Source organism: Streptomyces sp. NPDC028419 (assembly GCF_055565515.1).
The window spans coordinates 61050-84592 of the sequence record NZ_JBVHUE010000008.1; the positions used below are offsets into that span (position 1 = coordinate 61050).

At 75.1% G+C, this 23543-nt stretch carries 18 protein-coding genes and 1 pseudogene; 6 read left to right on the forward strand and 13 right to left on the reverse strand.

Annotated elements, in window-relative coordinates:
* Window positions 1-13: 13 nt before the first annotated feature.
* The 4 genes and pseudogenes from ACZ4UB_RS11885 to ACZ4UB_RS11900 form a co-directional block, all read right to left on the reverse strand.
* Window positions 14-433, reverse strand: coding sequence for a hypothetical protein (locus tag ACZ4UB_RS11885; RefSeq protein WP_468069997.1), 420 nt, complete (start codon window positions 431-433; stop codon window positions 14-16).
* A gap of 183 nt (window positions 434-616) precedes the next feature.
* Complete coding sequence (locus tag ACZ4UB_RS11890; RefSeq protein WP_468069998.1) at window positions 617-1855, reverse strand: MFS transporter; 1239 nt, start codon at window positions 1853-1855, stop codon at window positions 617-619.
* A gap of 45 nt (window positions 1856-1900) precedes the next feature.
* The gene (locus tag ACZ4UB_RS11895) at window positions 1901-2488 is read right to left on the reverse strand and encodes a GNAT family N-acetyltransferase (protein WP_468069999.1); all 588 of its coding nucleotides are present in this window, start codon (window positions 2486-2488) and stop codon (window positions 1901-1903) included.
* Between the two features lie 21 nt (window positions 2489-2509).
* A pseudogene (locus ACZ4UB_RS11900) lies at window positions 2510-3811 on the reverse strand (MFS transporter); the annotation flags it as partial.
* A 207-nt stretch (window positions 3812-4018) separates the two neighbouring features.
* On the opposite strand from ACZ4UB_RS11900, the gene ACZ4UB_RS11905 reads away from it, so the two are divergent.
* Together ACZ4UB_RS11905 and ACZ4UB_RS11910 are read left to right on the forward strand one after the other, a co-directional pair.
* Window positions 4019-5071, forward strand: a complete 1053-nt coding sequence (locus tag ACZ4UB_RS11905; RefSeq protein WP_468070159.1) for an aldo/keto reductase — start codon at window positions 4019-4021, stop codon at window positions 5069-5071.
* A 36-nt stretch (window positions 5072-5107) separates the two neighbouring features.
* A complete protein-coding gene (locus ACZ4UB_RS11910) occupies window positions 5108-6793 on the forward strand; it encodes an AMP-binding protein (protein WP_468070000.1) in 1686 nt (561 codons plus the stop codon).
* A 66-nt stretch (window positions 6794-6859) separates the two neighbouring features.
* Here ACZ4UB_RS11910 and ACZ4UB_RS11915 read toward each other — a convergent pair whose 3' ends face one another.
* Window positions 6860-7621 (reverse strand): maleylpyruvate isomerase family mycothiol-dependent enzyme, encoded by a 762-nt coding sequence (locus ACZ4UB_RS11915; protein ID WP_468070001.1) that lies wholly within the window; start codon window positions 7619-7621, stop codon window positions 6860-6862.
* 135 nt (window positions 7622-7756) lie between these two features.
* Here ACZ4UB_RS11915 and ACZ4UB_RS11920 point away from each other — a divergent pair, with 135 nt between their 5' ends.
* The gene (locus ACZ4UB_RS11920; RefSeq protein WP_468070002.1) at window positions 7757-8446 is read left to right on the forward strand and encodes an HAD family hydrolase; all 690 of its coding nucleotides are present in this window, start codon (window positions 7757-7759) and stop codon (window positions 8444-8446) included.
* Window positions 8447-8455: 9 nt separating this feature from the next.
* Window positions 8456-8860 carry a Cif family virulence factor gene (locus ACZ4UB_RS11925; protein ID WP_467958136.1) on the forward strand — a complete coding sequence of 135 codons (405 nt, stop codon included), beginning with the start codon at window positions 8456-8458 and terminating at the stop codon, window positions 8858-8860.
* A gap of 34 nt (window positions 8861-8894) precedes the next feature.
* Here ACZ4UB_RS11925 and ACZ4UB_RS11930 read toward each other — a convergent pair whose 3' ends face one another.
* Complete coding sequence (locus ACZ4UB_RS11930; protein WP_468070003.1) at window positions 8895-9332, reverse strand: MerR family transcriptional regulator; 438 nt, start codon at window positions 9330-9332, stop codon at window positions 8895-8897.
* Between the two features lie 92 nt (window positions 9333-9424).
* On the opposite strand from ACZ4UB_RS11930, the gene ACZ4UB_RS11935 reads away from it, so the two are divergent.
* Entirely contained in the window at window positions 9425-10690 is a 1266-nt protein-coding gene (locus tag ACZ4UB_RS11935; RefSeq protein WP_468070004.1) for an MFS transporter, read from the forward strand.
* 362 nt (window positions 10691-11052) lie between these two features.
* On the opposite strand, the gene ACZ4UB_RS11940 is transcribed toward ACZ4UB_RS11935, so the two are convergent.
* Complete coding sequence (locus ACZ4UB_RS11940; RefSeq protein ID WP_468070005.1) at window positions 11053-11469, reverse strand: hypothetical protein; 417 nt, start codon at window positions 11467-11469, stop codon at window positions 11053-11055.
* A 184-nt stretch (window positions 11470-11653) separates the two neighbouring features.
* Complete coding sequence (locus ACZ4UB_RS11945; protein WP_468070006.1) at window positions 11654-12565, reverse strand: hypothetical protein; 912 nt, start codon at window positions 12563-12565, stop codon at window positions 11654-11656.
* A gap of 218 nt (window positions 12566-12783) precedes the next feature.
* Here ACZ4UB_RS11945 and ACZ4UB_RS11950 point away from each other — a divergent pair, with 218 nt between their 5' ends.
* Entirely contained in the window at window positions 12784-13869 is a 1086-nt protein-coding gene (locus ACZ4UB_RS11950; protein ID WP_468070007.1) for a glycosyltransferase, read from the forward strand.
* A gap of 100 nt (window positions 13870-13969) precedes the next feature.
* Here ACZ4UB_RS11950 and ACZ4UB_RS11955 read toward each other — a convergent pair whose 3' ends face one another.
* The 5 genes from ACZ4UB_RS11955 to ACZ4UB_RS11975 are packed head-to-tail and all read right to left on the reverse strand — an operon-like array spanning window position 13970 to window position 23384.
* The gene (locus ACZ4UB_RS11955) at window positions 13970-15679 is read right to left on the reverse strand and encodes a thiopeptide-type bacteriocin biosynthesis protein (protein WP_468070008.1); all 1710 of its coding nucleotides are present in this window, start codon (window positions 15677-15679) and stop codon (window positions 13970-13972) included.
* A gap of 25 nt (window positions 15680-15704) precedes the next feature.
* Complete coding sequence (locus ACZ4UB_RS11960) at window positions 15705-17624, reverse strand: TOMM precursor leader peptide-binding protein (RefSeq protein WP_468070009.1); 1920 nt, start codon at window positions 17622-17624, stop codon at window positions 15705-15707.
* Entirely contained in the window at window positions 17621-19402 is a 1782-nt protein-coding gene (locus ACZ4UB_RS11965) for a hypothetical protein (protein WP_468070010.1), read from the reverse strand. The genes ACZ4UB_RS11960 and ACZ4UB_RS11965 overlap by 4 nt, the downstream gene beginning before the upstream one ends.
* Complete coding sequence (locus ACZ4UB_RS11970) at window positions 19399-20589, reverse strand: lantibiotic dehydratase C-terminal domain-containing protein (RefSeq protein ID WP_468070011.1); 1191 nt, start codon at window positions 20587-20589, stop codon at window positions 19399-19401. The genes ACZ4UB_RS11965 and ACZ4UB_RS11970 overlap by 4 nt, the downstream gene beginning before the upstream one ends.
* 38 nt (window positions 20590-20627) lie before the next feature.
* Window positions 20628-23384: a lantibiotic dehydratase gene (locus ACZ4UB_RS11975; RefSeq protein WP_468070012.1), complete on the reverse strand. Its 2757-nt coding sequence runs from the start codon at window positions 23382-23384 to the stop codon at window positions 20628-20630.
* Window positions 23385-23543: the final 159 nt, after the last annotated feature.

Genomic DNA, 23543 nt, shown 5'->3' on the forward strand with positions numbered 1-23543 from the left:
CGCCCGTTCACCGTCAGGCGATCGGCTGACCTGTCAGCCGGCCCAGCAGCTCGTCCATCTCCGCGCGCCACAGGCGGTGGACGTTCATCCGCGTCGGCTTCGCCTGACCGGGCAGCTGGAGGCGGAACGAGCTCCAGATGGTGTTGCGGTCGACGCCGGAGATGATGCCGACGGCCTCGTGGGCCGGGATCGCGAAGGCGATCTCCTGGGGGCGGTTGCTCATCCGGCTTGCCTTGTGTATCACCACGGCCTGCTCGGTGACGGTGACGAAGTAGTAGGTGAGGAACGCCTGCCCGATCAGCCCGAGCATGCTCATGAGCCACACGCTGGGGCCGGCCACGGCCTGGATCGTGACGAGGGGTCTGTCGGCCGGGTTGACCTGGGCGATGGCCTGTGCCACCTGCTGCTGAATGGTGGCCTTCTTGACGGCCATGGTTCCTCCTGGGCGGGGACGGTACGCCCCCGGTCTTCGAGGGCACCGCAGAGTACCCACCCTCCCCACCACCCCCGCGCCCACCCCCCGCTCCCCGGCTACCTCCGGCCCGTCCGGCGTTTGAGGACCCGCCGGAGGCATCCGTCACCGACGGGAGCCGCAACCAGCCCGCCCGAGCGGAGGTCACACCCGCACGGCGGCCCCGTCCGCCACGGGCGCCCGGCGCAGCGCCCACAGGCTCGGGGCGGCGAAGAGGGCCAGGGTGGCCAGTGTCATCGCCACCGCGGCGGCCCGCAGTACGGGCGCCGCTCCCCAGGAGGCCGCGGCGGCCCCGACGAGGAGATAACCCAGCGGCACGGCCAGCTGCTCGCCGATCGAGCTGAACGAGCCGAGCCGCCCCAGCAGTTCGCCCGGCAACTGCTGCTGCATCACGGTGTTCCAGCACACGATCGAGATGTCCACCCCCACCCCCGCCAGGGCCGCGGACACCGCGAGGACGGGCAGGGGAGCACCCGCGGCCAGGGCCAGCAGGGGGAGCGCCAGCGGAAGGTTGGCGGCCACGCAGGCGATCATGATGCGGGAGGGCCGCCAGCGCAGCGAGAGCACCCCGCCGAGCACCAGTCCCACCGCGAACGACCCCTGTACGGTGCCCCACCCGGCCGCGCCGAGTTCGGTGTCGTGGGCGACGACCGGACCGAGCAGCCCGTACCCGCCCAGCCAGAAGGCCACCACGAAGGTGCCGGACAGCGTGTAGGACCACAGCCAGAACCGCCCGCGGAACTCGTTCCAACCGGTGTGGAAGTCGCGGAGCACGGACCCCCGCGCCGCGACCGGCCCCGCGATCGAGAGCCTGCTGTAGAGCAGCGCGGCGATGGCGAAACTGGCCGCGTCCCACGCGAGGGTCAGCTGCGGACCGACGAGTGCGACGAGGACGCCGCCGATCGCGGGCGCGAGGATGCGGACGAGGTTGGTCGGCAGGCGCAGCAGCGCGTTCGCCTCCTGGAGCCGCGGGGCCTCGACGAATTGGGGCAACAGGCTGTTCATGGCGGGCGAGGCCAGCGCGGAGGCGCCGCTGGCGACGGCCGCGAACACGGCGACGCGGGCGGTGCTCGCGGCTCCCCACAGGACGAGCAGGGCGACCGTCGCCTGGGTCAGGGCCGGCACCACGTTGCCGATCACGATCAGCCGCCGTCGGGAGAAGCGGTCCGCGGCGACCCCGCCGACGAGCAGCAGGATCAGCTGGGGCGCCGTGCTGCCGGCCAGGACGATGGCCAGCGAGCTCGGACGGCTGTCGAACCCGAGCACCGTGAAGGCCAGGGCGACCGGCGCCATCGCCGAGCCGCTCGCCGAAACGAGGCTCGCGAGCAGCAGCGTGCGGAACTGTTTGTCGCGCAACAGGGCGGGTGGCGTGGGGATATCCATCCGCCGGACCCTACCGGGAGCGGCGCGCGGCGCCCCGCAGCGGGCTCAGAGGTCGCCCGCCACCAGGGCGTGCAGGTGCATGTCGTGCCACCCGTCCGCGTGCAGCACCGCGCTGCGCAGGGTGCCCTCGGGGGTGAACCCGGCCCTGTCGGCCACCCGGCAGGACGCCGGGTTCGCCACCGAGTGCAACAACTGGAGCCGATGCAGACCGAGTTCCTCCAGTGCCCAGCGGCACACGCGCCGCGCGGCCGTCACGGCCAGGCCGCCCCCGCGCGCCTCGGGCAGGACCCAGTACAGGATCTCGGCGGTGCCGGCGGCGAGGTCGATGTCGTTCCACCCGGCCAGGCCGACGACCGCGCCGTCGGGGCGGGCGATCGCCCACAGGGCGCCCGACTCGGCCTGCCAGCGCCGCCCCATGCCCTCGATCCGCCCGCGCGCCTCGTCCGGCGTCCAGGTCCGGAGCATGTTCCACAACCGGATCGAGGGATCGAGGCCGGCGGCCACCAGCGCGGGCGCGTCGTCAGAGCGCCAGGGCCGCAGCTCCATCCCGTCCGCCAGGTCGAGCACGGGCTGATCGGCGGCGGCCATCCGACCTTCGGGAACGACCGGCGGTACCGGCTCGGGGGAGATCATGGCGGCATCCTGTCAAACCGATCATGTACGTGCCACCATCTCGGGCTCCGCCACCGCCTCTGCCCCCGCCTCGGGCTCCGTCCCCACCCGCTCCACGGCGACGAGCGCGAGCGCCGACAGCAGGACCAGGGCGCCGGCCCACACGAAACAGCCCGCCACGGGCAGCCGCCCCACCAACAGGCCGACGGCAGCGGCGCCGCCCGCCGTCCCGGCATTGAGCGCCGTGTTGACCCAGGCACCCGCCCGGACGCGGTGGGCCGCACCGGCCGACTCGTCCGCGATCAGATAGGCCGTGGTGATGGCGGGTGCGATGAACACGCCCGCGAGGGCGGCCAGTACGGCCAGCACGTACGCGTTGGGAGCCAGCCCCGCCGCGGCCAGGGCCACCGCGAGTCCGGTCGCGATCAGCACCAGCCGCCGCCGCCCGGGCAGCCGCCAGGCCACCGCGCCGTACGCAAGACCCCCGAGCGCACTGCCCGTGGACAGGGCGGCCAGCACCCAGGGCGCCGCGCCCGGCTGGTGCCGCTGGTCCGCGAAGGCCACCACGAGCAGGTCCAGGCCCCCCAACCCGGCGCCCACCCCCATCGCGACCACGACCACACCGCCGAGCCCGGAGGACCACGACCGGCGCCGTCCGGGAGTCGGCCGTCCGTCCCGGGCGTCGGACCGCTCGGCGCGGGCCCGGGGGCCGGTGGACCCGGGCAGCGACCGGACGACGGGCGAGGAGACGAGCGCGAGCGTGCCCACCAGGACCAGCGCCGCGCTGGCCGCCACGCCCGCGGCCGGTACGGCGCCGCGCACCAGTAGGCCGACGAGCAACGGGCCGCTGACGAAGAGCAGTTCCTCGGCCACCCCGTCCAGGCTGTAGGCACGTTGCAGCATCAGGCGGTCGGGCACCAGGGTGCTCCACAGCGCCCGCATCACGGGCCCGAGGGGCGGGGTGCAGCACCCGGCCAGGGCGGCCAGCGCCACCAGGGCGCTCCCGGAGGCGCCCGGGCGCCAGGTCAGCCAGGCCAGCGCCGTCAGCAGGAGCGCGTAGACACCCGCCATCGGAACCAGGGCCCGCCGCGGACCGAACCGGTCGACCAGTCGGGCCCGGACGGGGGAGAGGGAGACGCTCGTCAGACCGAAGACGGCCATGACGGTCCCCGCCGTCCGGTACGAGCCGGTGGCGTCCTTGGCGGCGAGGAGCAGGGAGAGGGACACCATCCCGTACGAGAGCCGCCCGAGCAGGGCGGCGCCGAAGGTACGGCAGGCGTGAGGGGCGCGCAGGACAGCGCGATAGGAAGAGAAGGACACGACGGGTTTCCTCTGGAGGGCGGCGCGCGGACGGGCGCCGCGAACGTGCGGGGACGCCTGATGACCGCCCGGGCATGGGGCGGTCGGTGCGGGGTCCTACGCACAGAGGAGGGACATGCCGGTCAGGTTAGCAGCGCGGTCGGAGCCCGAGCAGCCCCCGGAGCCGGTGAAGCCGGCCGAGAACCCTTGACCTGGAGCGCGCTCCAACTCCTACAGTGCACCGGCATGACCATGAACTACCGCAGCCTCGGCCGTACCGGCATCGAAGTGAGCGTGCACTGCCTCGGCACCATGATGTTCGGCGCCGTCGGGAACAAGGACCACGGCGACTGCGTGCGGATCGTGCACGCCGCACTCGACGCGGGCATCAACTTCGTCGACACCGCCGACATGTACTCCGCGGGGGAGTCCGAGGAGATCGTCGGCAAGGCCCTGGCGGGCGGCCGCCGCGACGAGGTGGTCCTCGCCACCAAGGTGCACTTCCCGATGGGCGAAGGGCGCAACAGGAGCGGAAACTCCCGACGTTGGATCGTGCGGGCCGTGGAGGACAGCCTGCGCCGCCTGGGCACCGACTGGATCGACCTCTACCAGGTGCACCGCCCCGACCACACCACCGACATCGAGGAGACCCTGGGCGCCCTGGGCGACCTCGTCCGGGAGGGGAAGATCCGGGCCTTCGGCTGCTCCACCTTCCCCGCGGAGGAGATGGCGGAGGCCCACCACGTCTCCGAGCGGCGCGCACTGCCGCGCATGCGGACCGAGCAGCCGCCCTACTCGATCCTCGCGCGCGGCATCGAGCGCGACGTGCTGCCGGTCGCCCGGCGCCACGGCATGGGCGTGCTGACCTGGAGCCCGCTGGCCTCCGGCTTCCTGAGCGGCAAGTACCGCCCCGGCGCACCCGTCGACCTGACCTCGGGACGGGCCGCGCTGACCCCCGCCCGCTTCGACCAGGCCGTCCCCGGGAACGCGGCGAAACTGGAGGCGGCCGGGCAGCTGATCGAGCTCGCGGACTCCATCGGGTGCACCCTGCCCGAACTGGCCGTGGCCTTCCCCACCGTCCACCCGGCGGTCACCTCGGTGATCATCGGCCCGCGCACGATGGACCAGCTCCAATCCCTGCTGGGGGGCGCCGCGCTCACGCTCGACGACGCGACCCTCGACCGCATCGACGAGATCGTGCCGCCCGGCACCAACCTGTACCGCCCGGACGGCGTGTGGAACCCGCCGGCGTTGACCGAACTCGCCCAGCGCCGCCGTCCGGTCACGGAGCGGGCCGCCGGCTGACCCGGTGGGTGGACGCTCGCGCGGGCGCCGGGGATCATGGGGGCACGCCGGCCCGCCGGGGCCCGCGCCCGCCGCCCCGCCCTGGAGGAACGTGTGTCCGTCACGTCGAGCTATGCGTCCGGAGCCAGCGCACAACCCCTGCTCGGCGACACCATCGGAGAGAACCTCGACCGCACCGTGCGCCGGTTCCCCGACCGGGACGCCCTCGTCGACATGGCCGCGGGGCGCCGGTGGACGTACGCGGAGCTGGCCGCCGACGTCGACGCCCTCGCCCTCGGACTGCTCGACCTCGGCATCGCCAAGGGCGACCGCGTCGGCATCTGGGCCCCCAACCGCGCCGAGTGGACCCTGGTGCAGTACGCCACCGCGAAGATCGGCGCGGTCCTCGTCACCGTGAACCCCGCCTACCGCGCGCACGAGTTGGAGTACGTCCTCCAGCAGTCCGGGATCCGCCTGCTGGCCGCGGCCGAGCGGTTCAAGACCTCCGACTACGCGGGCATGATCGAGGAGGTCCGGCCGCGCTGTCCCGAACTGGAGTTCGTGGTCCTGCTGGAAGGGCCGCTGTGGTCCTCCCTGTTGGAGCGCGGCCGCTCGGGCGACCCGGCCGAACTGGCCCGCGCCCAGGTGGCATTGAGCCCGGACGACCCCATCAACATCCAGTACACGTCCGGCACCACCGGCTTCCCCAAGGGTGCCACCCTCTCGCACCACAACATCCTCAACAACGGTTTCTTCGTAGGGGAGTTGTGTCACTACACGGAGCGGGACCGGGTGTGCATCCCGGTCCCCTTCTACCACTGCTTCGGCATGGTCATGGGAAACCTCGCCTGCACCAGCCACGGTGCCACCATGGTGATCCCGGCGCCCTCCTTCGACCCGGGCGCCACGCTGGCCGCCGTCCAGGCCGAGGCGTGCACCTCGCTCTACGGCGTCCCCACGATGTTCATCGCCGAGCTGGCCGATCCCGCCTTCGACGACTACGACCTGTCGAGCCTGCGCACCGGCATCATGGCGGGCTCGCCGTGCCCGGTAGAGGTCATGCGCGAGGTCATCGAACGCATGGGGATGACCGAGGTGTCCATCTGCTACGGGATGACGGAGACCTCGCCGGTGTCCACCCAGACCCGCTCCGACGACTCGGTGGAGCGCAGGGTCGCCACCGTCGGCCGGGTGGGCCCGCACCTGGAGGTCAAAGTGGTGGACCCGCACTCCGGCCGGACCCTGCCCCGGGGCGAGCCGGGGGAGCTGTGCACCCGTGGCTATAGCGTCATGCTCGGCTACTGGGCCGAGCCGGAGCGGACGGCGGAGGCCGTGGACGCGGCCCGTTGGATGCACACGGGTGACCTCGCGGTCATGGACGACGAGGGCTACGTGAGCATCACCGGCCGGATCAAGGACATGGTGATCCGGGGCGGGGAGAACGTCTACCCGCGGGAGATCGAGGAGTTCCTGCACGGACACCCGGACGTCCTGGACGTACAGGTCATCGGCGTACCCGACGCGAAGTACGGGGAGGAGCTGATGGCGTGGGTCCGGATGCGCGAGGGGGCCGAGCCCCTGACCCCCGAGGCCGTGCGCGCGTACTGCGCGGGCCGGTTGGCCCACTTCAAGATCCCGCGCTACGTCCATGTGGTGGAGGAGTTCCCGATGACCGTCACCGGGAAGATCCGCAAGATCGAGATGCGCGAACAGGCGGTCCGACTGCTGAGCGCACCGGCCTGAGCGACCGCGGCCGGGATCCCCGTCCGGTGTACCGGACGGGGATCCCGGAGACGGCTGCGCGGGGCGTCAGAACGCCGAGTGGGCGGACCAGAGGTCGAGCAGTTTTTGGTCGCCCCGCTGCTGGAACGCCTCGTCCGTGCGGTCGAGACGGCCGTAGAGGAGCAGGAGCAGGTCGCCGGACGTCCCCAGGACCGTCGCGTCGGGCTCCGGCGCGTCGCTGGCGTCGGTGACCAGCCCGAAGCCGTCGGGGCGCAGCCGGACCAGCCAGCGGTCGCCGCCGTCCGTGCAGTGGAAGCCGATGGTGCGGTCCGGTGCGCGCAGTGCCGCGGTGCCGGGCGCGAAGAAGGCGGCGAAGGGCAGGTTCGTGAGGAACTCGTCGATGCCGTCCACCGCCACTGCGCGGTCGATCCGCGATGTGATCCCCAGGGCGAGTTCGGCGTCGGCGCGGTGCACGACGGTCTCGAAGAGCATCCGGCGGACCCAGAAGCGGGCGTGCTGGTCGAGTCCCCAGGCCCACATGGGCGCGTCCAGGTCGGTGGTGGCGAACACCTCCGCGGCCTCCGCGGCGCTCTGCGCCAGCCACTCGGGGTAGTCGGCCTCCCGCTCCGGCAGTCGCAGGTCCACGTCGCGGCTGGTCGGGGGCTGCTGGACGCGCTGGCGCAGCAGAACACAGAACCAGCGCTGCACGCTCCCGGCGTGCCGCGTCAGATCGGCGAGCGTCCAGCCGGGGCAGGACGGCACCGGGGTGGCGGGGTCGGCACCCTTGACCGCGGCGACGAAGCGCGCGCTCTGCGCCGCGACGGCCGCGACGTGCTGGGCGGGGTTCATGTCTGGTCCTTCCTGGTCGTGTCGTCGTCGACGCTAACCCACGGGAGGACCGGCCCGGGACGCACCGGGCGCGGGGCGGGCACGGGGAGCGGAGGGAGCGGGGGAGGACGGGTGGGGCGTTCGTATCATGCCGGGATGATCAAGCCGATAGAACTCGTGATATTCGACTGCGACGGGGTGCTCGTCGACAGCGAGCGCATCGCCCTGCGCCTCCAGGTCGCCCTCGGGGCGGAGCTCGGCTGGCCGCTGACGGCCGAGGACGTCGTCGACCGCTTCATCGGGCGCTCCAAGGAGTCCATCTGCGAACAGATCGCGGAGCGGCTCGGCGCGGAGACGGCCGCCGTGTGGTGGGAGCGGCTCATGCGGCGCCACCGGGAGGAGGTGGACGCCGGTCTGGAGCCGGTCGACGGCCTGCCGGAGGCGCTGGCCGCGATCACGCTGCCGGTCTGCGTCGCCTCCAGCGGCTCGCACGAGAAGATGCGGCACACCCTCGGCGTCACGGGGCTCCGTGAGCGCTTCGATGGGCACGTCTTCAGCTCCACCGAGGTGGCCCGGGGCAAGCCCGCCCCCGACCTCTTCCTGCACGCGGCGCGGCGGATGGGCGTGGACCCGGCCGCCTGCGTCGTCGTCGAGGACAGCCGACCGGGGGTCCGGGCGGCCCGCGCCGCCGGGATGCGCTCCTTCGGCTACGCGGGCGGACTCACCCCGGCCGAACGGCTCGTGGGCCCCGGCACCGTCGTCTTCGACGACATGCGCGAGCTGCCCGTCCTCCTCGCGGAACAGGGGGCCCGGCGGGGCGGGGGAACGGGTGTGCGGCCGTGTTAATGTCGCGCCATGTCCAAAGCCGAGATCGATCAGGTGACCGCGGAATTCTTCGGTGCGTTCGACAACCGGGGCGGCAAGGCGGCCGACGTGGAGCGGATCCGACGGCTGGTCATCCCGGGCGGTGTGATCGTCATGACCGGACCCGACTTCACCGTCTACAGCGTGGACGAGTTCATCGAGCCCCGCCGGCGCCTGCTCGGCGACGGGCGCCTGGTCGAATTCACCGAGTGGGAGACCTCCGAACGGACGGAGATCGCCGGCGACATCGCGTCGAGGTTCGGCGAATACCGCAAGTCCGGGATCCTGGACGGCGAGCCGATCGAGGGCGGCGGGACGAAGACGATCCAGTTCGTCCGCACCGCCGACGGCTGGCGCATCGCCGCCTTCTCCTGGTACGACCGGCCCGCCGCGTAACCGCGACGCGAGTCGCGGCCCGCGGGCGCCTGTCTCAGCGACCGTCGGGCGGCGCGGGAGCCAACAGCTGGCAGTCGTCGAAATTCATGCACCCGCACGCCAGACAGTCGGCGACGGCGTCGCGGAGCGCCTGCGCGTCGGCGATGAAGCGGTCCAGCTCGGGCAACTTGCGCGCGGCCAGGGCCCGCCACTGGCGGGTGGCGCCGCGACCGGCGCCGGAGTCCAGGAGCCGGCCGATCTCCGCCAGGGTGAACCCGGCCCGCTGCGCCATCCTGATCAGTGCGATCCGGCGCACCGCGGCGAGCGCGTAGACGCGGCGGCCCGCGACCCGCCGGGCCGGTGGCAGCAGCCCGACGCTCTCGTAGTAGCGCAGGGCCGACGCCCGCATCCCGACCCGCCGCGCGAGGTCGCCGATTCCCAACTCGCGCGCCTGGAGCGCCCCTTGCGGTGCATCCCGGGCGGGCCGTGCCACGGCTTCCTCCACCGGTCCCCCCCACGGTTCCCCTCTTCCCCTCGTCGATCTCGTCTTGACTTCAAGTGGACTTGAACCACCAGTCTGCCCGCGTGACGTCCTCCACGATGACCCGCCTGCTGCCGCGGCCCTACCGGCCGCTCCTCGCCCACACCGGATTCCGGCGCCTGTTGCCCGCCCTCGCGGCCAGCGACCTCGGTGACGGGATGAGCGCCGTCGCCGTGGCGTGGCTGGCCATCGTGATCTCGCCACCGGGCCGCTCCGCCTGGGTCGTCGGCGCGGCGCTCGCCGCCTACGCGCTGCCGGGAGCCGCGGGGGCCCTGCTCCTCGGCCGACGTCTGCGCCGCCTGCCGCCCGCACTGCTGATGGTGGCGGACGGTCGGCTGCGCGCGCTGCTCCTCGGCGCCGTGCCGCTGGCGTGGGCGCTGGGACTGCTACAACCGGCGCTGTACGTCGGCCTGTTGGCCGGCTCGTCGGTGCTGCACGCCTGGGGGAGCGCGGGAAGGTACTCCCTGATCGCGCAACTGCTGCCCCCGGAGCAGCGCTTGGCGGCGAACGCGCTGGTCGGTACGAGTGCCTCGGCGTCCATCATCGTCGGGCCCGCACTCGCCGGTCTCCTCGCGGTGGTCATCGGGCCGGCCTGGATCATCGGCCTCGACGCCCTGTCCTTCGCCCTGCTGGCGGTACAGGTCGGTCGGATCCGACGCGTCGCGGAGGCGGACGGCGTCGAGGCGGACGGTCCGGCGGTGGCCGACAGCGGTCGGCCGGCGGGCGGGAGCGTGTTGGGCCTGCTGCGCGGACAGCCCGAACTCCTCGGCGTCCTCGCCCTGACGTGGTTCTTCAACCTGCTCTACGGCCCGGTGGAGGTCGCGCTCCCCCTGCACGTCGTCGACGACCTCGGTTCCGGCGCGAGCCTGCTCGGGTTGTACTGGACCGTATTCGGAGCCGGCGCCGTGCTCGGCGCCCTGGCCGCCGGAGCCCTGAGCGGGCTTCCCCGCTGGCCGGTGACCCTGGGCATCGTGGCGGGGTGGGGCCTGGTGCTGGTCCCCTTCGGGCTGGACGTGCCCGTGGGCGTCTCGCTCGCGTGCATGGGGTTGGGCGGGGTGATCTACGGGCCCTTCACCGCGCTGTCCTTCACCCTCTTCCAGGACCGCACCCCGACGGCCTGGCTCACCACCGTCCTCGCGTTCCGGGGCGCCGCCCTGCTCACGGCCGGGCCCGTGGGCACCGCCCTCGGTGGCCCCCTCACCGCCGCCATGGGGCCGCGGCTGGTGTTGGCGGCCTCCGGGGTCGCGACCGTCGCCCTCGCCGCCGTGGCCGCCGCCCTGCTGTGGTGCACGGCGAACCGGCGGGCGTGAAGGGCCGGCCGGTTCCGAGCCCGCCCGCCGCTTCAGAGCGGGCCGTGGTCCCGGGCGTACAGCGCGGCCCGGGTGCGGTCGCGCAGACCCAGCCGGCCGAGGATGCGCGAGATGTGGTTCTTGACGGTCCCCTAGCTGAGGTAGAGGCGGGAGGCGATCTCGCGGTCGGTCGACCCTGCGGCGATCAGCCGCGGCACGTCCACCTCGCGCCCGGTCAGGGTCCGCGACGGCTCGGCTGACGGCGGACCAGAACCGTCATCTACGGCGGATGGCCCGGGAACCGCGGGCGGCCCGGGCCGGGCCCGTCCTCTGGGGGGACGGGACCGACCCGGGCCAGGTCCGGCCAGGCCGGGCCGGACCGGTCAGTCGGGGTCGGGCATGCGGAACCAGCCGCTCCACCCGCCCCCGTGGTCGCGGAGGTTGACCCACTGGTAGCCGTCGTCGCCCCGGACGCTCAGCGCGAACCTCCAGGGATCACCGGCGCTCCAGCGGTCGATGACGTAGATCTTGTCCGTGAAGACGCCCCCCATGGACTGCCAGCCGGACCACTTGCCCTTGGTGTCGGTCCAGCGGGTCCACAGGGCCCGGTCGGTGCCGATCAGGAACTCCTGCTTGGCACCGTTCGGGAGCGCGTGCGTGGTGACGCCGTACTCGCAGATGTAGATGGCGCCGCCGCCCCCGTTGCAGTGGCTCAGGGCCTCGGCCGGGGTGACCGCCACTGCGAGACCCGCCAGGAGGGCGGCCGCGACGACGGCGGCCCTGATCCTGATCCTCTTCATGTTCCCGTCGCTCCTCGCTGCGCTGCGCGGGCGCCCTTGCCGGTACCCACGACGACGACCCTGCCGTGCGTCGCTGACGCTTCGCTAACGTTCCGCTGTCGTCGCCGCCGTGCCCCCGGCACGACGTGCGAACGCCGCCCGCGGAATCCGAGGGCGGCGTTCGCGTCAGGGGCACCGCGTCAGATCACTCCGTGTGGTTCGGCGCGAACCCGTAGGACAGCTCGCTCGCGAACGGAACGCTCCGGCCGTGGCGCAGGGCGGGGCCGGGAGTCTGCAGCACCCATCCCGTCATCGTGTCGGGGGTGAAGTTCGTCCCGTTGACGGCGACGTGGAGCTGGTAGACCCGCCCGGTGGTGGTCAGGACCTTGACGTAGGCGTCGTTGCCCTGGGCCTCGATCGAGATGCTGCAGGCGGTTCCGGCCGCACCACCCCTGGGGTAGCCGGTGATGCCCGACAGGTCCTGCCAGACGACCACCCCGCCGGTGGTCGCCGCCCGCCCGGCGGAGGCGACGCCGTTGCGCACGGCGGCGCTGAACGACTCCGTGTTGGAGGGGGAGTAGCTGTCGATGTCGTTGCAGGGGCCGGTGGCTCCGGTGGCGCCCGTCGCTCCGGTGGCACCTGTGGCACCCGTGGCTCCGGTCGCTCCGGTCGCTCCGGTCGCTCCGGTGGCACCTGTGGCTCCAGTGGCTCCCGTGGCACCCGTCGCCCCGGTCGCTCCTGTGGCGCCCCTCGGTCCTGTGGCGCCCGTCGCGCCCGTCGCGCCCGTGGCGCCCTTCGGTCCGGTGGCACCCGTCGCGCCCTTCGGTCCGCGCGGTCCGGGGGGACCCTGCGGGCCCCGGCAGGGCTCGTGCCGGTCCGCCTTCGTCGTCTTCGGCCACGACTCGTCATCGCACTCGTCCCCGCCACCGCCACCGCCCCGCGGGTCCACGGCCGCGGTTTCGGCGGTCTCCGCCTGGACGCTCGGCACCGCCGCGACGGCGGGCGAGGCGATCCCTGCCAGCACCAGTGCCAGCGAGGCGAAGGTTCCACCCGTCAGCCAGCCGGCCCGCCTGGGCAGCGGGCCCAGCGTGGATCGGGGTTTGTCCTCAGGACGCATGCACTGCTCCTCTGAAGAAGTCGATCAGATGATCACCGGATTTCCGGTGGCGCGGGCCATCCTGGGCAACCGGCCACGCGGACACCGGCTGCCGCGCCCCGAAGTCAGCGGTTCGGCCCAGCCCGTGCGCCCACCCGGGTGCCCTGCGGCCGGCCACACGGGTCAGCCGCCCGGCGCGCTGTGTCCCGTAGCCGGCGGCAGCTCCATAGGGTCCCGCCGTGAAGCCGACCATCTGCCTCTGCATGATCGTGAAGAACGAATCCGCCGTGATCGCGCGCTGTCTGGCCTCGGTCAGGGACCACATCGACACCTGGGTCATCTCCGACACCGGCTCCGACGACGGCACCCAAGACCTCATCCGCACGGCCCTGGACGGGATCCCCGGCGAACTCCACGAGGAGCCCTGGGTCGACTTCGGGCACAACCGGAGCCTCAACATCGCCCACGCCCGTGGCAAGGCCGACTACCTGCTGCTGCTCGACGCGGACCTGGTGCTGCGCGAGGACGCGCCGGCGCCGCCGCTCGTGGCGGACGCGTACATGCTCCGGCACCTGGGCGACACCGAGTACCGCATCAAGCGCCTGGTGCGCGGCGACCTGCCCTGGCGGTACGAGGGGGTCACCCACGAGTACATCACCTGCGACTCCACCGAGAGCGTGGCCCACCTGGACGCCCTGGTGATCGAGGACCACGGCGACGGCGGCTCCAAGCACGACAAGTTCGAGCGGGACGCCCGGCTGCTGCGCGCCGAGATGCGACGGGACCCGTCCGTCGGCCGCACCGTCTTCTACCTCGCCCAGACCATGCGCGACATGGGCGAGCGCGCCGAGGCGATCCGGCTCTACGAGCGGCGCGCGGCCATGGGCGGCTGGCCGGAGGAGGTGTACCAGTCCCTCCTCCAGGTCGGCGTGCTGTACGGCGACAGCGGAGACCCGGCGGACTGGCCCGCCGCGATGGACGCGCTCGACCGCGCCTGGGAGTCCCGGCCCGAGCGGATGGAGGCCTGCTACGAACTGGTCTCCCGGTTGCGGCTGCTCGGCCGGTACCGGGCGGCCCACGCACTGGTGCGGGCCTGCCTGGACCGGCCGGCCCCGGACGACGTCCTGTTCACCCAGCCCTGGGTCTACCGGTGGGGGCTGCTGTTCGAGTACTCCATCACCGCGTACTGGGTGGGTGACCTGGCGGAATCGGTACGGGCCTGCGACCGGCTCCTCGCCCTGCCCGACCTGCCGGACTCCTACCGGCGCCAGACCCTGCTCAACCGCGGCTTCGCCCTGCAGGGTCTCTCGGTTCCCGCGCAGTGAAGAACAGCGCCACGCCGGACAGCGCGCGGAGGCCAGTCACCAGGGAGTCGCCGGCCGGGTCCAGGTGCGCGGTGGCCTCCGGGGACGTGGCCGGATCGCACTACGGGCGGCGCCCGAGGGGCAGCAGGTACTGGAGGGGCTGGCCCAGGTCGTCCAGGCCGAAGAGTTCGTGCGCCAGGTCGTCGTGGAAGCCGCCGAGCGGGGTGCCGGCCAGACCCAGCGCCGCCGCGGTGAGGAGCAGGGTCTGGGTCAGGTGGCCGGTCTCCAGCAGGGCCAGGCGCAGCGCGCGCAGCCCGTACCGGCGCCGCAGCAGGCCGACGTCCGCGTACACCCCGAGGACCACCGGCGCGGCGTCGACGCCGATCGCGTCGGGGTCGCTCGCGGGCCGCGACAGGTAGGTCGACAGCGCCTTGACCTCCTCGATCGGGGGCACGGGCCCGACGGGGCGCAGGGTCCGGGAGGCGGGCACGCACTCGTACGTGCCCGCCGGCACGCCGGCCGTGTCGAGCACCAGCAGCCGCACCCGGGCCGTGTACAGGGCGCCCGCGCTCGGATGGGGGCGATGGACGAGGCCGCGGGTCGAGCCGTCCGGCAGGATCTCGTCGGAGCGCCCGCTCTCGGCGAGGGAGTGCCACAGCAGCGCGCCCAGGGTGGCGGCGTCGAGCGGTCCGCCGAGCGGTCCGCGCGCCGACGCCCGCGCCGCGAGGACACTGGCGTACGACACGTCGGGCAGGGGGCCGGTCGGCAGCGGGACGTCGGGTCCGGCGGGTCGCAGGGAGGACGGCGGCAGCGGCGCGGCGGGCCGTAGCGCCGTGTCCTCGCCGCGACCGACGTGGAACTTGCTGCGCTCCAGGTACTGCAGGTCGGGCGCGGTGTACGCGGAAGGGAAGTACGCGGGCGTCCCCTCCACCCCCGCCGCCGTACCCGTCTCCAGCAGGGTCCGCGCCGCCAACCGGCACACCGCCCGTTCCTCGTCGGGGATCACCCCCAGCCGGTTGAAGAGCATGTGCAACTGGGACGCCCACACCCAGGACCAGGGGGCCGGCGCCTCGGGCGGAGCCCCCTCGGCGGCGCCGGCGGCCCGCAGCCCGGCGTCGGCCGTGCGGACCCGGTCCGTCCAGTGGTGCAGCCAGGGCGCCGCGGAGCCGTCGGCGAGCCGGCGGCGCAGCTCCCGGGCCCGTCGCGACAGGGTCGAACGCTGCGCCGCGTAGACCGAGTTGACCCGTGCGTGCACGGACGCCCCCGGCAGCAGCGGCACTTCACTCACCCACCGCCAGCCCGCCGCATGCCCGCGCAGCCAGCGGGCCGCGCCGAGCCGGTCCATGCCGAGGGCGTGCGCCGTCGCGTGCGCCAGATCGGCCGCGACCGCCAGCCGGGCGGATCCGCCCCCGCCCTCCAGCTCCCGCAGGGCGTCGAGGACCACCTTCGTGGAGGCGACGAACACCTCCTCGGCGAGGGGCAACGCGCCCAGCCCGCCGTAGCGTTCGACCTCGGGCAGGTACGGCACGCCACGGACCTCCCCGTGGGCGGAGGGCCAGGGACCCGGCACCGCGGGGACCTTCCGCGCGGCGCGCCCGAGCCGGTCCGCCAGCCGGGCCGCGGCCCCCGCGTCCAGATCGCGCACCCGGATCCGCAGGTGGGGGCCGTCCTCCCCGTAGCGGATGAAGAACCACCCGGTCGCCTCCCCGGCCGCCACGAGGCCGTCGAGGTACGGCGCCGCGTCGCGCAGCAGGAACGCGTCGGTGTCCTCGGCGCTGGAGTGCAGGAACACGTGAGCGCTGTACCAGGTACCGGTACCGGTCGTCGTCATCTGGGGTCCTCGTCGTGGGGCCGGATCAGGGGAAGGGGTGGGGGTGGACCGAGAGGTCCTCCAGGCGCAGCGGCCGCCGCGACCGCCCCAGCCGGTACGGCACCTCCAGCAGCCGGGACAGGCCCCGGACGCGGTGGTTGACGTGCCCGAAGGTCATCGGCAGCGAGCCCGGGACGATGGCCTTCACGCAGTGCAGCCCGAGCCGCTCGCGCAGCCCCGGCTCGCTCTGGTCGACGGCGATGACCTCCAACCCGGCCCGGGACCACCGCTCCACGGTCGCCCCGAGCAGGACGGAGAGGTCGCCCACCGGCGCCGGCGCCCCCGGCCAGGCCTCCTCGACGCTCACGCGGGGCGTGTCGGCGTAGAGGAACGCCAGCCGGGGGGCCGCCTCGGGCAGGGTGCCCAGCCCGACGTGGTCGTCCAGGGTCGTCACCAGCTCCGGCCGGTCCAGCATCGGCCGCAGTCGTCGGGGATCGCGGGGGCCGCCCTCGGCGAGCGAGCGGGGCCCCGACTCGACGACGTTGGTGACGACTTCGGCGACCGCGGAGCGGATGGCGGCGCGCGGATCGTGGTGGGCCCCCGCGGCCAGGAACATCCTGGGCGCCCGCGGGTGCGAGCCCTCGTAGCGGCAGACCGCGACGACGGCGGGGACGCCGAGGTCGTTCGTCGCGTCGAGCAGGACGAGCCGGTACCCGGCCAGGGCCGCCCGGTCCACGAGCAGCGCGGTGTCCGGGTCGTCCGGCGGCGGGGCGATCCGCCGCAGGGGCGTCGCCGCGTACCACGCCATCAGGAAGGCGTCGCGCTCGGCCACCTCGAACAGGCCGTAGAGCAGGGCCTCTTCGGGGCTGTTGCCGAGGCCGCAGCCGTTGGAGGACTCGTACACCACGCGTGGCCCGCGGCTCCCGGGCACGTCCCAGTACGCGACGTGCTCGGGGACGGCCCGCGCGCGCCGCAGGGTGAGCGACCAGCCGTGCACCCAGTCCATCTCCAGGTCGGGCGCGTAGGGGACGGTCGGCGACGCGGGGTGCCCGTGGTAGCGGGGGTCGGGCAGGCCGAGCCGCCGCGGGTCCACGGCCCGCTCGGGCCCGAGCCGCGCGAAGGAGGCCCGCAGCACGGTCCGTTTGCCGGTCGGGCGCATGCCCGCGTACCGCTCGACCCCCTCGAACAGGGCGATCCGCTCACTGCCGCCGAAGTCGAGGGACCGGCCGTACCCGCCATCGTCCACGGCGCGTCCGTCGCTCACGAAGGCGCTGGTGAGGCAGAACGCCGAGTCCTCGGAGCGGAAGAGCCGCCGCACCGGGCCGAACCGCTCGTCGAGGAGCGCCCCGCGCAGCCGGGCCGGCGCGGTCAGCGGATTGGGGGCGCGCAGGACGTACGGGTCCGGCAGCGGGCGCGGCGCCGACGGCAGCGGGACGACGGCGGCCGCGGAGTCCGCCGGCAGCGGCCGGCACACCGGGCAGCCGCCGACCGGCCGGACGCGATGGGTGGACCAGGTGCCCCGGCCCTGGTGGACGAGGTGCACCACGGCCGCCCCGGGGTCCGGATCCGGCGCGCCCGCGCCGGAATCCAGCAGGCCGACCGCGAGGGCGCCGAGCGCGTCCGACAGGGCCGGGGAGGGTACGCCGCCCAGCGCCAACTCCGGGCTGCGCCACGGCACCCGGCCGCCCGCCGTGGCGAGCCGTTGGTACTCCGTACAGCTCAGGCAGGCCGGCGCGCCCGGCCGCAGCACCGGACCGACGACGGCCAGGGCGCCGTCGAAGCGCACCGGGACGAGGGCCACGGGGTGTCCGAGCGCATGACGGCTCAGCTCCTCGGCGAGCCCGAGCGTCCAGCGCGTCAGCAGGACCACGGCCGGTCCGGACGTGAACGCCGTCGCGGACGCCGCGTCGAGGACGGGCACGGCCGGCCCTGCCGGGCGGGGTGGTGTCGGGGCGAGGGTGCTCATCGGTCCTCCTGTGGAGCCGGCAGCACGGTGAACCCGAACGCCTCCAGCAGCGAGGCGAGTTCCGGGTGCGAGCGTAGGGCCGCGACGGCCGGTGCGGGGTTCGCGATCCGGCGCAGCGCGTCCTGGTGCGCCTCCTCGCGTCCGGCCAGGTCGGCCAGCCACGGGCCGGTACCGCCCACGTCCTCCCAGCCGGCCGTCCGGACTCCGGCGGTCGCCAGTGGCGCGAGTGCGCCGTCCGGGGTGACGACGCGCGCGCCGGGCCGCCCCTCGGCGGCGGCGCGGGTGCGGACGACGGCGCCGAGCGCGGCGAAGGCGGCCGCGTCACCGGGGGTCGCCTCGACGGCGTCACCGAGCGGCGGGGGCGGCGGCGCCGACCGGCCACCGGGTGCGCAGGGACGTACGACGGCGCGGTAGGCCTCCACGCCCGGGGCGAGGCGGACCACCTCCAGCCGCGCGGCCACCCCGAGGCGGCCGGTCAGCGTGGCCCACCAGTGGCGCAGCTGGGGGTGGTCCGCCCACCGCTCGGCGGCCACCGCGTGCGGCCGCTCCGGCGCGGGCGCGGGGAGACGTAGGGCGGCGCCGCGCAGGGCCCGTCCCCGGGCGTGCCCGGGAGTGGCGCCGACGGTGAAGAGGCCCTCGCCCAGCTGGAGTTCGGCCGCCCGGCAGAAGAGGTCGAGGCGGGCCAGGTCCAGCCGCGCCGCACCGCCGAGCAGCGCGGCCCCGGCCGACCCGGTGTCGGCCCCGGGCAGCGCGCAGCCGGCCAGGGGTACGGGCAGTTGCCGTAGGTCCGCCGGGAGCGGCTCGGGCAGCGCACCGCAGTGCTCGTCGGTGAGGGCCGCCATCCGTCGCAGCGCCTCGACCAGGGTCGCGGCCGGTGCGAGCCGGACCCGCCGGTCGGCGTCGATGCGGACGGGACCCGGCCAGGTGAGGTAGTCGGCCCGCAGCGGGCGGGCCCGCGCCAGCAGCACGGAAGGCAGGACGCAAGGCAGCACGGAAGGCGCGTCGGGTGGGGGCCGTTCGTCCTCCCCCTCGCGGGACGGGTCGGGCTGCCCGGCCGCCGCGCACAGCAGCCGGTGCGCCGCGGCGCCCGCGAGCAGGGGCAGGAACGCGGCGGGCGCGGGATCGAAGCCCGCCGGCCCCCGCGGCGGGTCGGAGCGGCCCCACCGGGCCTCCAGGGCATCGGCGTCGGCGCCGACCTGCGCGGGGCTGCCCGGCGCGGTGGCGTAGCCCTTCCCGCCGAGGTGCCCGACCGCGACGCACCGCTCGGGTCCGGCGCCGTGCAGGCGGAGCAGGACCCGGTCCGCGGGCAGCCCCGGATCGGTGGTGTGGTCCACGGGCAGCCCGCCGGCCGCCAGCGCGCGCCCGGCGGCCCCGGCCAGCGGCCCCTGCGGCGCGGCGGCCACGACCTCGGCCCGGGCCGAGGCGAGCGCGGCGGCCGCGGCACCCGGACGCTCGGCGCTCGCCCCGGCCCAGTCGGCGACCGGATCGCCGGGCGGAGCGGGAGCCGGTTCGGCCACGAGGAGCCCGTGCGCGTCCAGTTGGCCGAGCAGGGTGTGCACGGAGGCGCGCAGGGTCGGACCGGCCGCCATCGAGTCCAGGAGCTCCGCCACCCTCCCCTCGCGCAGCGGCTCGGCGAGCAGCCGCCAGAGCGAGGGCAGCGCCCCGCCGCCCTCCAGGGTGAGGGTCCCGCGACGCCCGCGCAGGTGCAGGCCCGCGCGCAGCGGGGTGACGGCGACCCCGGGACGCAGCCGCCGGTCGGTGAGGGCCGCGCCGCTCACGATCGGCCTTCCACCGCGTCGACGGCCGCGCCGATCTCGCTCCGCCAGTCGCAGCCGGTCAGGGCGGGTACCGACCGGATCACCAGGTGCGCCGCCAGGTACCGCTCCAGCGGGCGGACGTCACAGATCGCGAGGAGGCGGTAGAGGGCGTTCGTACAGGCGCGGTGCACCAGGTAGTCGGGCTTCTTCCACATCCTCCCGTCGGGGTCGGAGCGCCGCAGCTGGTGGTGGAAGTCGCTGAAGCCGGTCCGCTCCTCGGGGTTCCAGCGCAGGGCCACGGCGGCGTCCCCGGTGGCGGCGGCGCGCGCCCGATAGGCGTCGGGGTCGCCGTGCAGGTCGGCGCCCGCGTCGTAGCGGCTCCGCGTCAGCTGCCAGGCACCCGCCGAGTAGGCGCTCCAGGCCCGCTCCCACCCGCGGGCGCCGCCGTCGTGGATCCTGCCGACGAGTCGGGTGACGGCGTCGCCCGCGCGGTCGGCATGGCGCTCGAATCGCTCCCGCAGTCGGCCCGCGGGATCCTCGTGGAAGAGGAAGTCCTCCAGGTGGGAGACGTACGAGTAGTGCCCGCCGGCCAGGCCGCCGGGGTGGGCGCCGGCGTGCGCGGCCAGGGCGACCACCGCGAGCTGGACCCGGGCGTCGGCGGTGTCGCCGTGGTCGGCCAGGAAGCGGGCGCCCGCGCGCAACGGCTCCAGGCCGGCCCGCAGGAGGTCGTCGCGCAGCTCGGCGCCGGCGGCCCCGAGGAGGCCGCGCAGCGGGGCGTCGTCGACGGGCGCGAGGCGGACCGTGTTGTCGGGCGCGATCGGTCCGTAGGGCGGGGCGAGGAGTTCGGCGCGGCCGGCGACGGACGCCTGCTCCAGCAGTTGGGCGTCGGTGAGTTCGCCGTGCGAGGGGTGGGTCCGCAGCCAGTCGCGGGCCCGGCTCGCGGCGGCGGCCGCGGCGGCGTCGACCCGGGCGGCCGGGCCCCCCAGGCGGAGCCTGAGGTGGGGGCCGTGCAACCAGTGCCGTTCGACGTGGGCGCTCAGCCCGTCCGCCGCGCAGGTCGCGGCGAGCGGCAGCAGCACGTCGCGCAGCAGCGGCGCCTTGACGGGGTGGTGGTAATGGACGATCACGTCGAGGGCCGTGCCGGCGGGGGAGGGGTCGGCACCGCTGGAGGGGGAACTGTCGCGGGAGTCGCTCTCGGAGGGTCGCACCGCTCGTACGCTCGCTTCCACTGTCGTCGGGGGTCGCTTCATCGGAGCCGTCCGGACCGGTAGACCTCCAGGACGAGCTCCACCGCGCGGGCCGGTGCGTCCCGGCCGCCCGGTGCGGGCAGGGCCTCTTCCAGGACCGCGCCGGCGTCGACGTGTCGGGACAACCACTTGGCCAGGCACCTCAGGTGCAGCGGGTTGCCGAGGTCCACGAGGTGCGGTTTGGGGCGGCTCAGCCGGTGCAGGAACGCGGCCCCGGCGCCGTCCGTCCCTCCCGCGTCCCCCGAGTCCCCCGTGCCCGGCGCGCCGGCGGCCGGGTGCAGGAACAGCTGCTCCGGCAGGTCCAGCAGGGCGCGCCAACGGGCCGTCGCCGCGGCCGGCACCGGTTCGGTCCCGAGGTCGGCGCGCAGGGCGCGGACCACCTCGGGCGGTAGCAGCCAGCGGCGCCGGCGGAGCACCACGTGGCGGTGGCGCAGCCGGGCGGTGCGGGTCACCGGGCCACCCGGTGCGGCGACGCAGTGCCGGGGCACCAGCGACCCGAAGTCGACGGCGCCGTGCGGGTGGTCGGCCAGGTGGGCCCCGATGCGGCGCGGCAGCAGGACGGGGGCCAGGAAACCCGGATAGAGGACGTCGAGGTGTTCACCCGTGCTCCGCAGCCGGAAGCGGACCTGGTCGGTGGCCTCGTCGTGGACGAGGTCCAGGTCGGCCTCGCCGATCGCCGCCCAGCGGCGGTCGGGTCCGATCTCCCGCGGGACGAGCATCGGGTGGAGGTTGGCGTTGAAGCCGCCGACGGGCCGGATCTGCGCGGCCCGCGCACCGGGCCCGAGTCCGCGGTGGATCTGCCGCGAGACCTCGGCCCGGGCGCCCGGGTCCAGGGCGTCCAGGAACCGGCTGGTGAACCGGCCCCACCCGCCGTACACGTGGTTCACGCAGAGCAGGCCGGGCCCGGGACCCGGGGCGCGCTGGACGAAGTACGCGTAGCTGAGCGGGCGTTCGACCGCCCAGGCGGGCAGGCGCTCGCCGAGGCCCTTGACGAAGTCCGGCGACAGGACGACCTCGTGGACGCGCGCCCGGTCGTCCCCCGGGTCGCTCCCGCGCTCGTCCGGGGCGTCGCCGACGGCCCGGACGGCCCGCGCCCGCAGGGCGGCGATGTCCGCCGTCCCGGTCGGGAAGTCGGCGGGGTCCTCGGGGGCGAGCGTCGCGGCCCGCCCGGCGGCCTCCCAGGCTCCGGCGACCTCGCCGCCGAACTCCCACGGGTGGTGGCAGGTGCCGCCGGAGCCGTAGCGCTCGACGAAGCGGTCCCGCAGGAGGCGGCGGACGACGTGCCCGTGGTCGAACAGCTCGGCGAGGGCGGTGACTTCGCCGAGGGCCTCGTGGTCGGCGCCGTCGAGGAAGCCGTCGACGACCAGCGGGCGGGGGGCGACGACGTCCTCGGTGAGCACGCTGAGCGGGGCCGATGCGGGCGGGACGGGACTGCCGGCGTCGGCGAGCACCCCCGCCCAGCTCCGGGACAGCCCGGCGAGGAGGGCGGGACGCTCGCCGGCGGGCGCGGCCCCGAACCCCGCCGTCCCCCGGCCGAGTTCGAGGATCCGTTCGGCGAGCATGGGGTCACCGGCGAGCGAGGGGTCTGCGGCGTGGGCCGGGTCCCCGGGGTGCGCCGGGAGCTCGGGGTGCGTCGGGTCGATGGTGCGCAGCCAGGACGCGATCCGCTCCAGCGGGTCGGTGTCCTGCGGGGCGAACGGCTCGCCGCTCACCAGCAGTCGGGCCTCGAAGAGCCGGCCGAGGAAGGCCGCGGCGGCGTCGGCTCCGGCGCCGCCCGCCCCCTTCAGCGCGGCGGTCAGGAAAGCGGCCAACTCGCCCAGCTGGCGGGGGCTTTCGGCCCACTCGGTGACCAGGCGCAGCGGGACCCCGCGGATCAGCTCCACCTCGTCCTCCTCGGCCACCAGGAACCGGCCCCCGGCGAAGGAGGTCCGCTCCCGCGCGTACGCGGCCCGCAGGCCGGTGATCCGCGCGGTGCTGGTGATGCGGTGGGGGAGTGCGGCCCGCCGGTGCGGGGCGGCCAGGAGCGCGCGGGTGAGGGCGCTCGTGAGGGTGCGGTTGACCTTCACGACCGCGTGTAGGGGGTCCTCGAAGAGCGGCGCGGTGCCCCAGTCGCGGACGGTCCCGGCCCGCGTCGCCGCGCCGAAGGCGTCCTCGGGCGTGGCCAGCGGACCCCAGCCGACCGCGGTGAACCACGACAGGGGACTGGTCTTGGTACTGGCCCGCAGGGCGTAGCGCAGGGCGGTGGGCTCTTCCTTGCGCGCCCTGCGGTCGGTCGCTCCGGTGCCCGCCCGCTCCACCGCGCGCAAGAGGTCCGCGCTGGTGAGGGCGACGGCCCGGCCGAGGGCCGGTTCCCGGCACAGGGCGGCCAAGGACGCGCGCTCGCCGGCCAGGGCTCCTTCGGTGACGGCCCCGAGCGCCGTGAGCACCTCGGCCCGCCGGGCCCGCAGCGCGAGCCAGGTGGCGAGCGGCGGCACCCGGTCCGGGAGGTCGTCGAGGCGCTCCAGCAGGGCGGGTCGGGGCTCGCGGCCGTTGTGCAGGGCGCGGCGCAGCGGGAGGACGACGTCGCGGTGGAAGGCGGGCGGATGGCCGTCCCGGCTGTCGTGGAGGGCGTCGGTCAGGGGCGCGGTGATCCGCAGCAGCCGGGCGTCCGTCCGGTGCAGGCGGTCGAGCGAGGTGCGGAAGGCCGCCGCGGCCGGGAGTTGGGCGGGATGGGCGAGCACGGTGGCGCGGACCAGTGCGTACGACGCGGTGCGCACCCGGTACGCGTCCGCTTCCCCCGGCTGTGACCGGGGTGGTGACTGCGGTGGTCGTGGCTGTGACCCACCCTGTGACCGTCCCATGGTGCTCCCTCCCCGTCCTGCCGGTCGTGGTGCGCGGTGGGGCCCGCCCCGGTCGGTCCGGGCAGCCCGGAGCCG

Coding starts and splice junctions, on each gene's coding strand:
- ACZ4UB_RS11885 (WP_468069997.1), bottom strand. CDS start 433: ATGGCCGTCAAGAAGGCCACCATTCAGCAGCAGGTGGCACAGGCCATC.
- ACZ4UB_RS11915 (WP_468070001.1), bottom strand. CDS start 7,621: ATGAACCCCGCCCAGCACGTCGCGGCCGTCGCGGCGCAGAGCGCGCGC.
- ACZ4UB_RS11955 (WP_468070008.1), bottom strand. CDS start 15,679: ATGACGACGACCGGTACCGGTACCTGGTACAGCGCTCACGTGTTCCTG.
- ACZ4UB_RS11920 (WP_468070002.1), top strand. CDS start 7,757: ATGATCAAGCCGATAGAACTCGTGATATTCGACTGCGACGGGGTGCTC.
- ACZ4UB_RS11960 (WP_468070009.1), bottom strand. CDS start 17,624: ATGAGCACCCTCGCCCCGACACCACCCCGCCCGGCAGGGCCGGCCGTG.
- ACZ4UB_RS11925 (WP_467958136.1), top strand. CDS start 8,456: ATGTCCAAAGCCGAGATCGATCAGGTGACCGCGGAATTCTTCGGTGCG.
- ACZ4UB_RS11945 (WP_468070006.1), bottom strand. CDS start 12,565: ATGCGTCCTGAGGACAAACCCCGATCCACGCTGGGCCCGCTGCCCAGG.
- ACZ4UB_RS11895 (WP_468069999.1), bottom strand. CDS start 2,488: ATGATCTCCCCCGAGCCGGTACCGCCGGTCGTTCCCGAAGGTCGGATG.
- ACZ4UB_RS11905 (WP_468070159.1), top strand. CDS start 4,019: ATGAACTACCGCAGCCTCGGCCGTACCGGCATCGAAGTGAGCGTGCAC.
- ACZ4UB_RS11940 (WP_468070005.1), bottom strand. CDS start 11,469: ATGAAGAGGATCAGGATCAGGGCCGCCGTCGTCGCGGCCGCCCTCCTG.
- ACZ4UB_RS11910 (WP_468070000.1), top strand. CDS start 5,108: ATGGGGGCACGCCGGCCCGCCGGGGCCCGCGCCCGCCGCCCCGCCCTG.
- ACZ4UB_RS11890 (WP_468069998.1), bottom strand. CDS start 1,855: ATGGATATCCCCACGCCACCCGCCCTGTTGCGCGACAAACAGTTCCGC.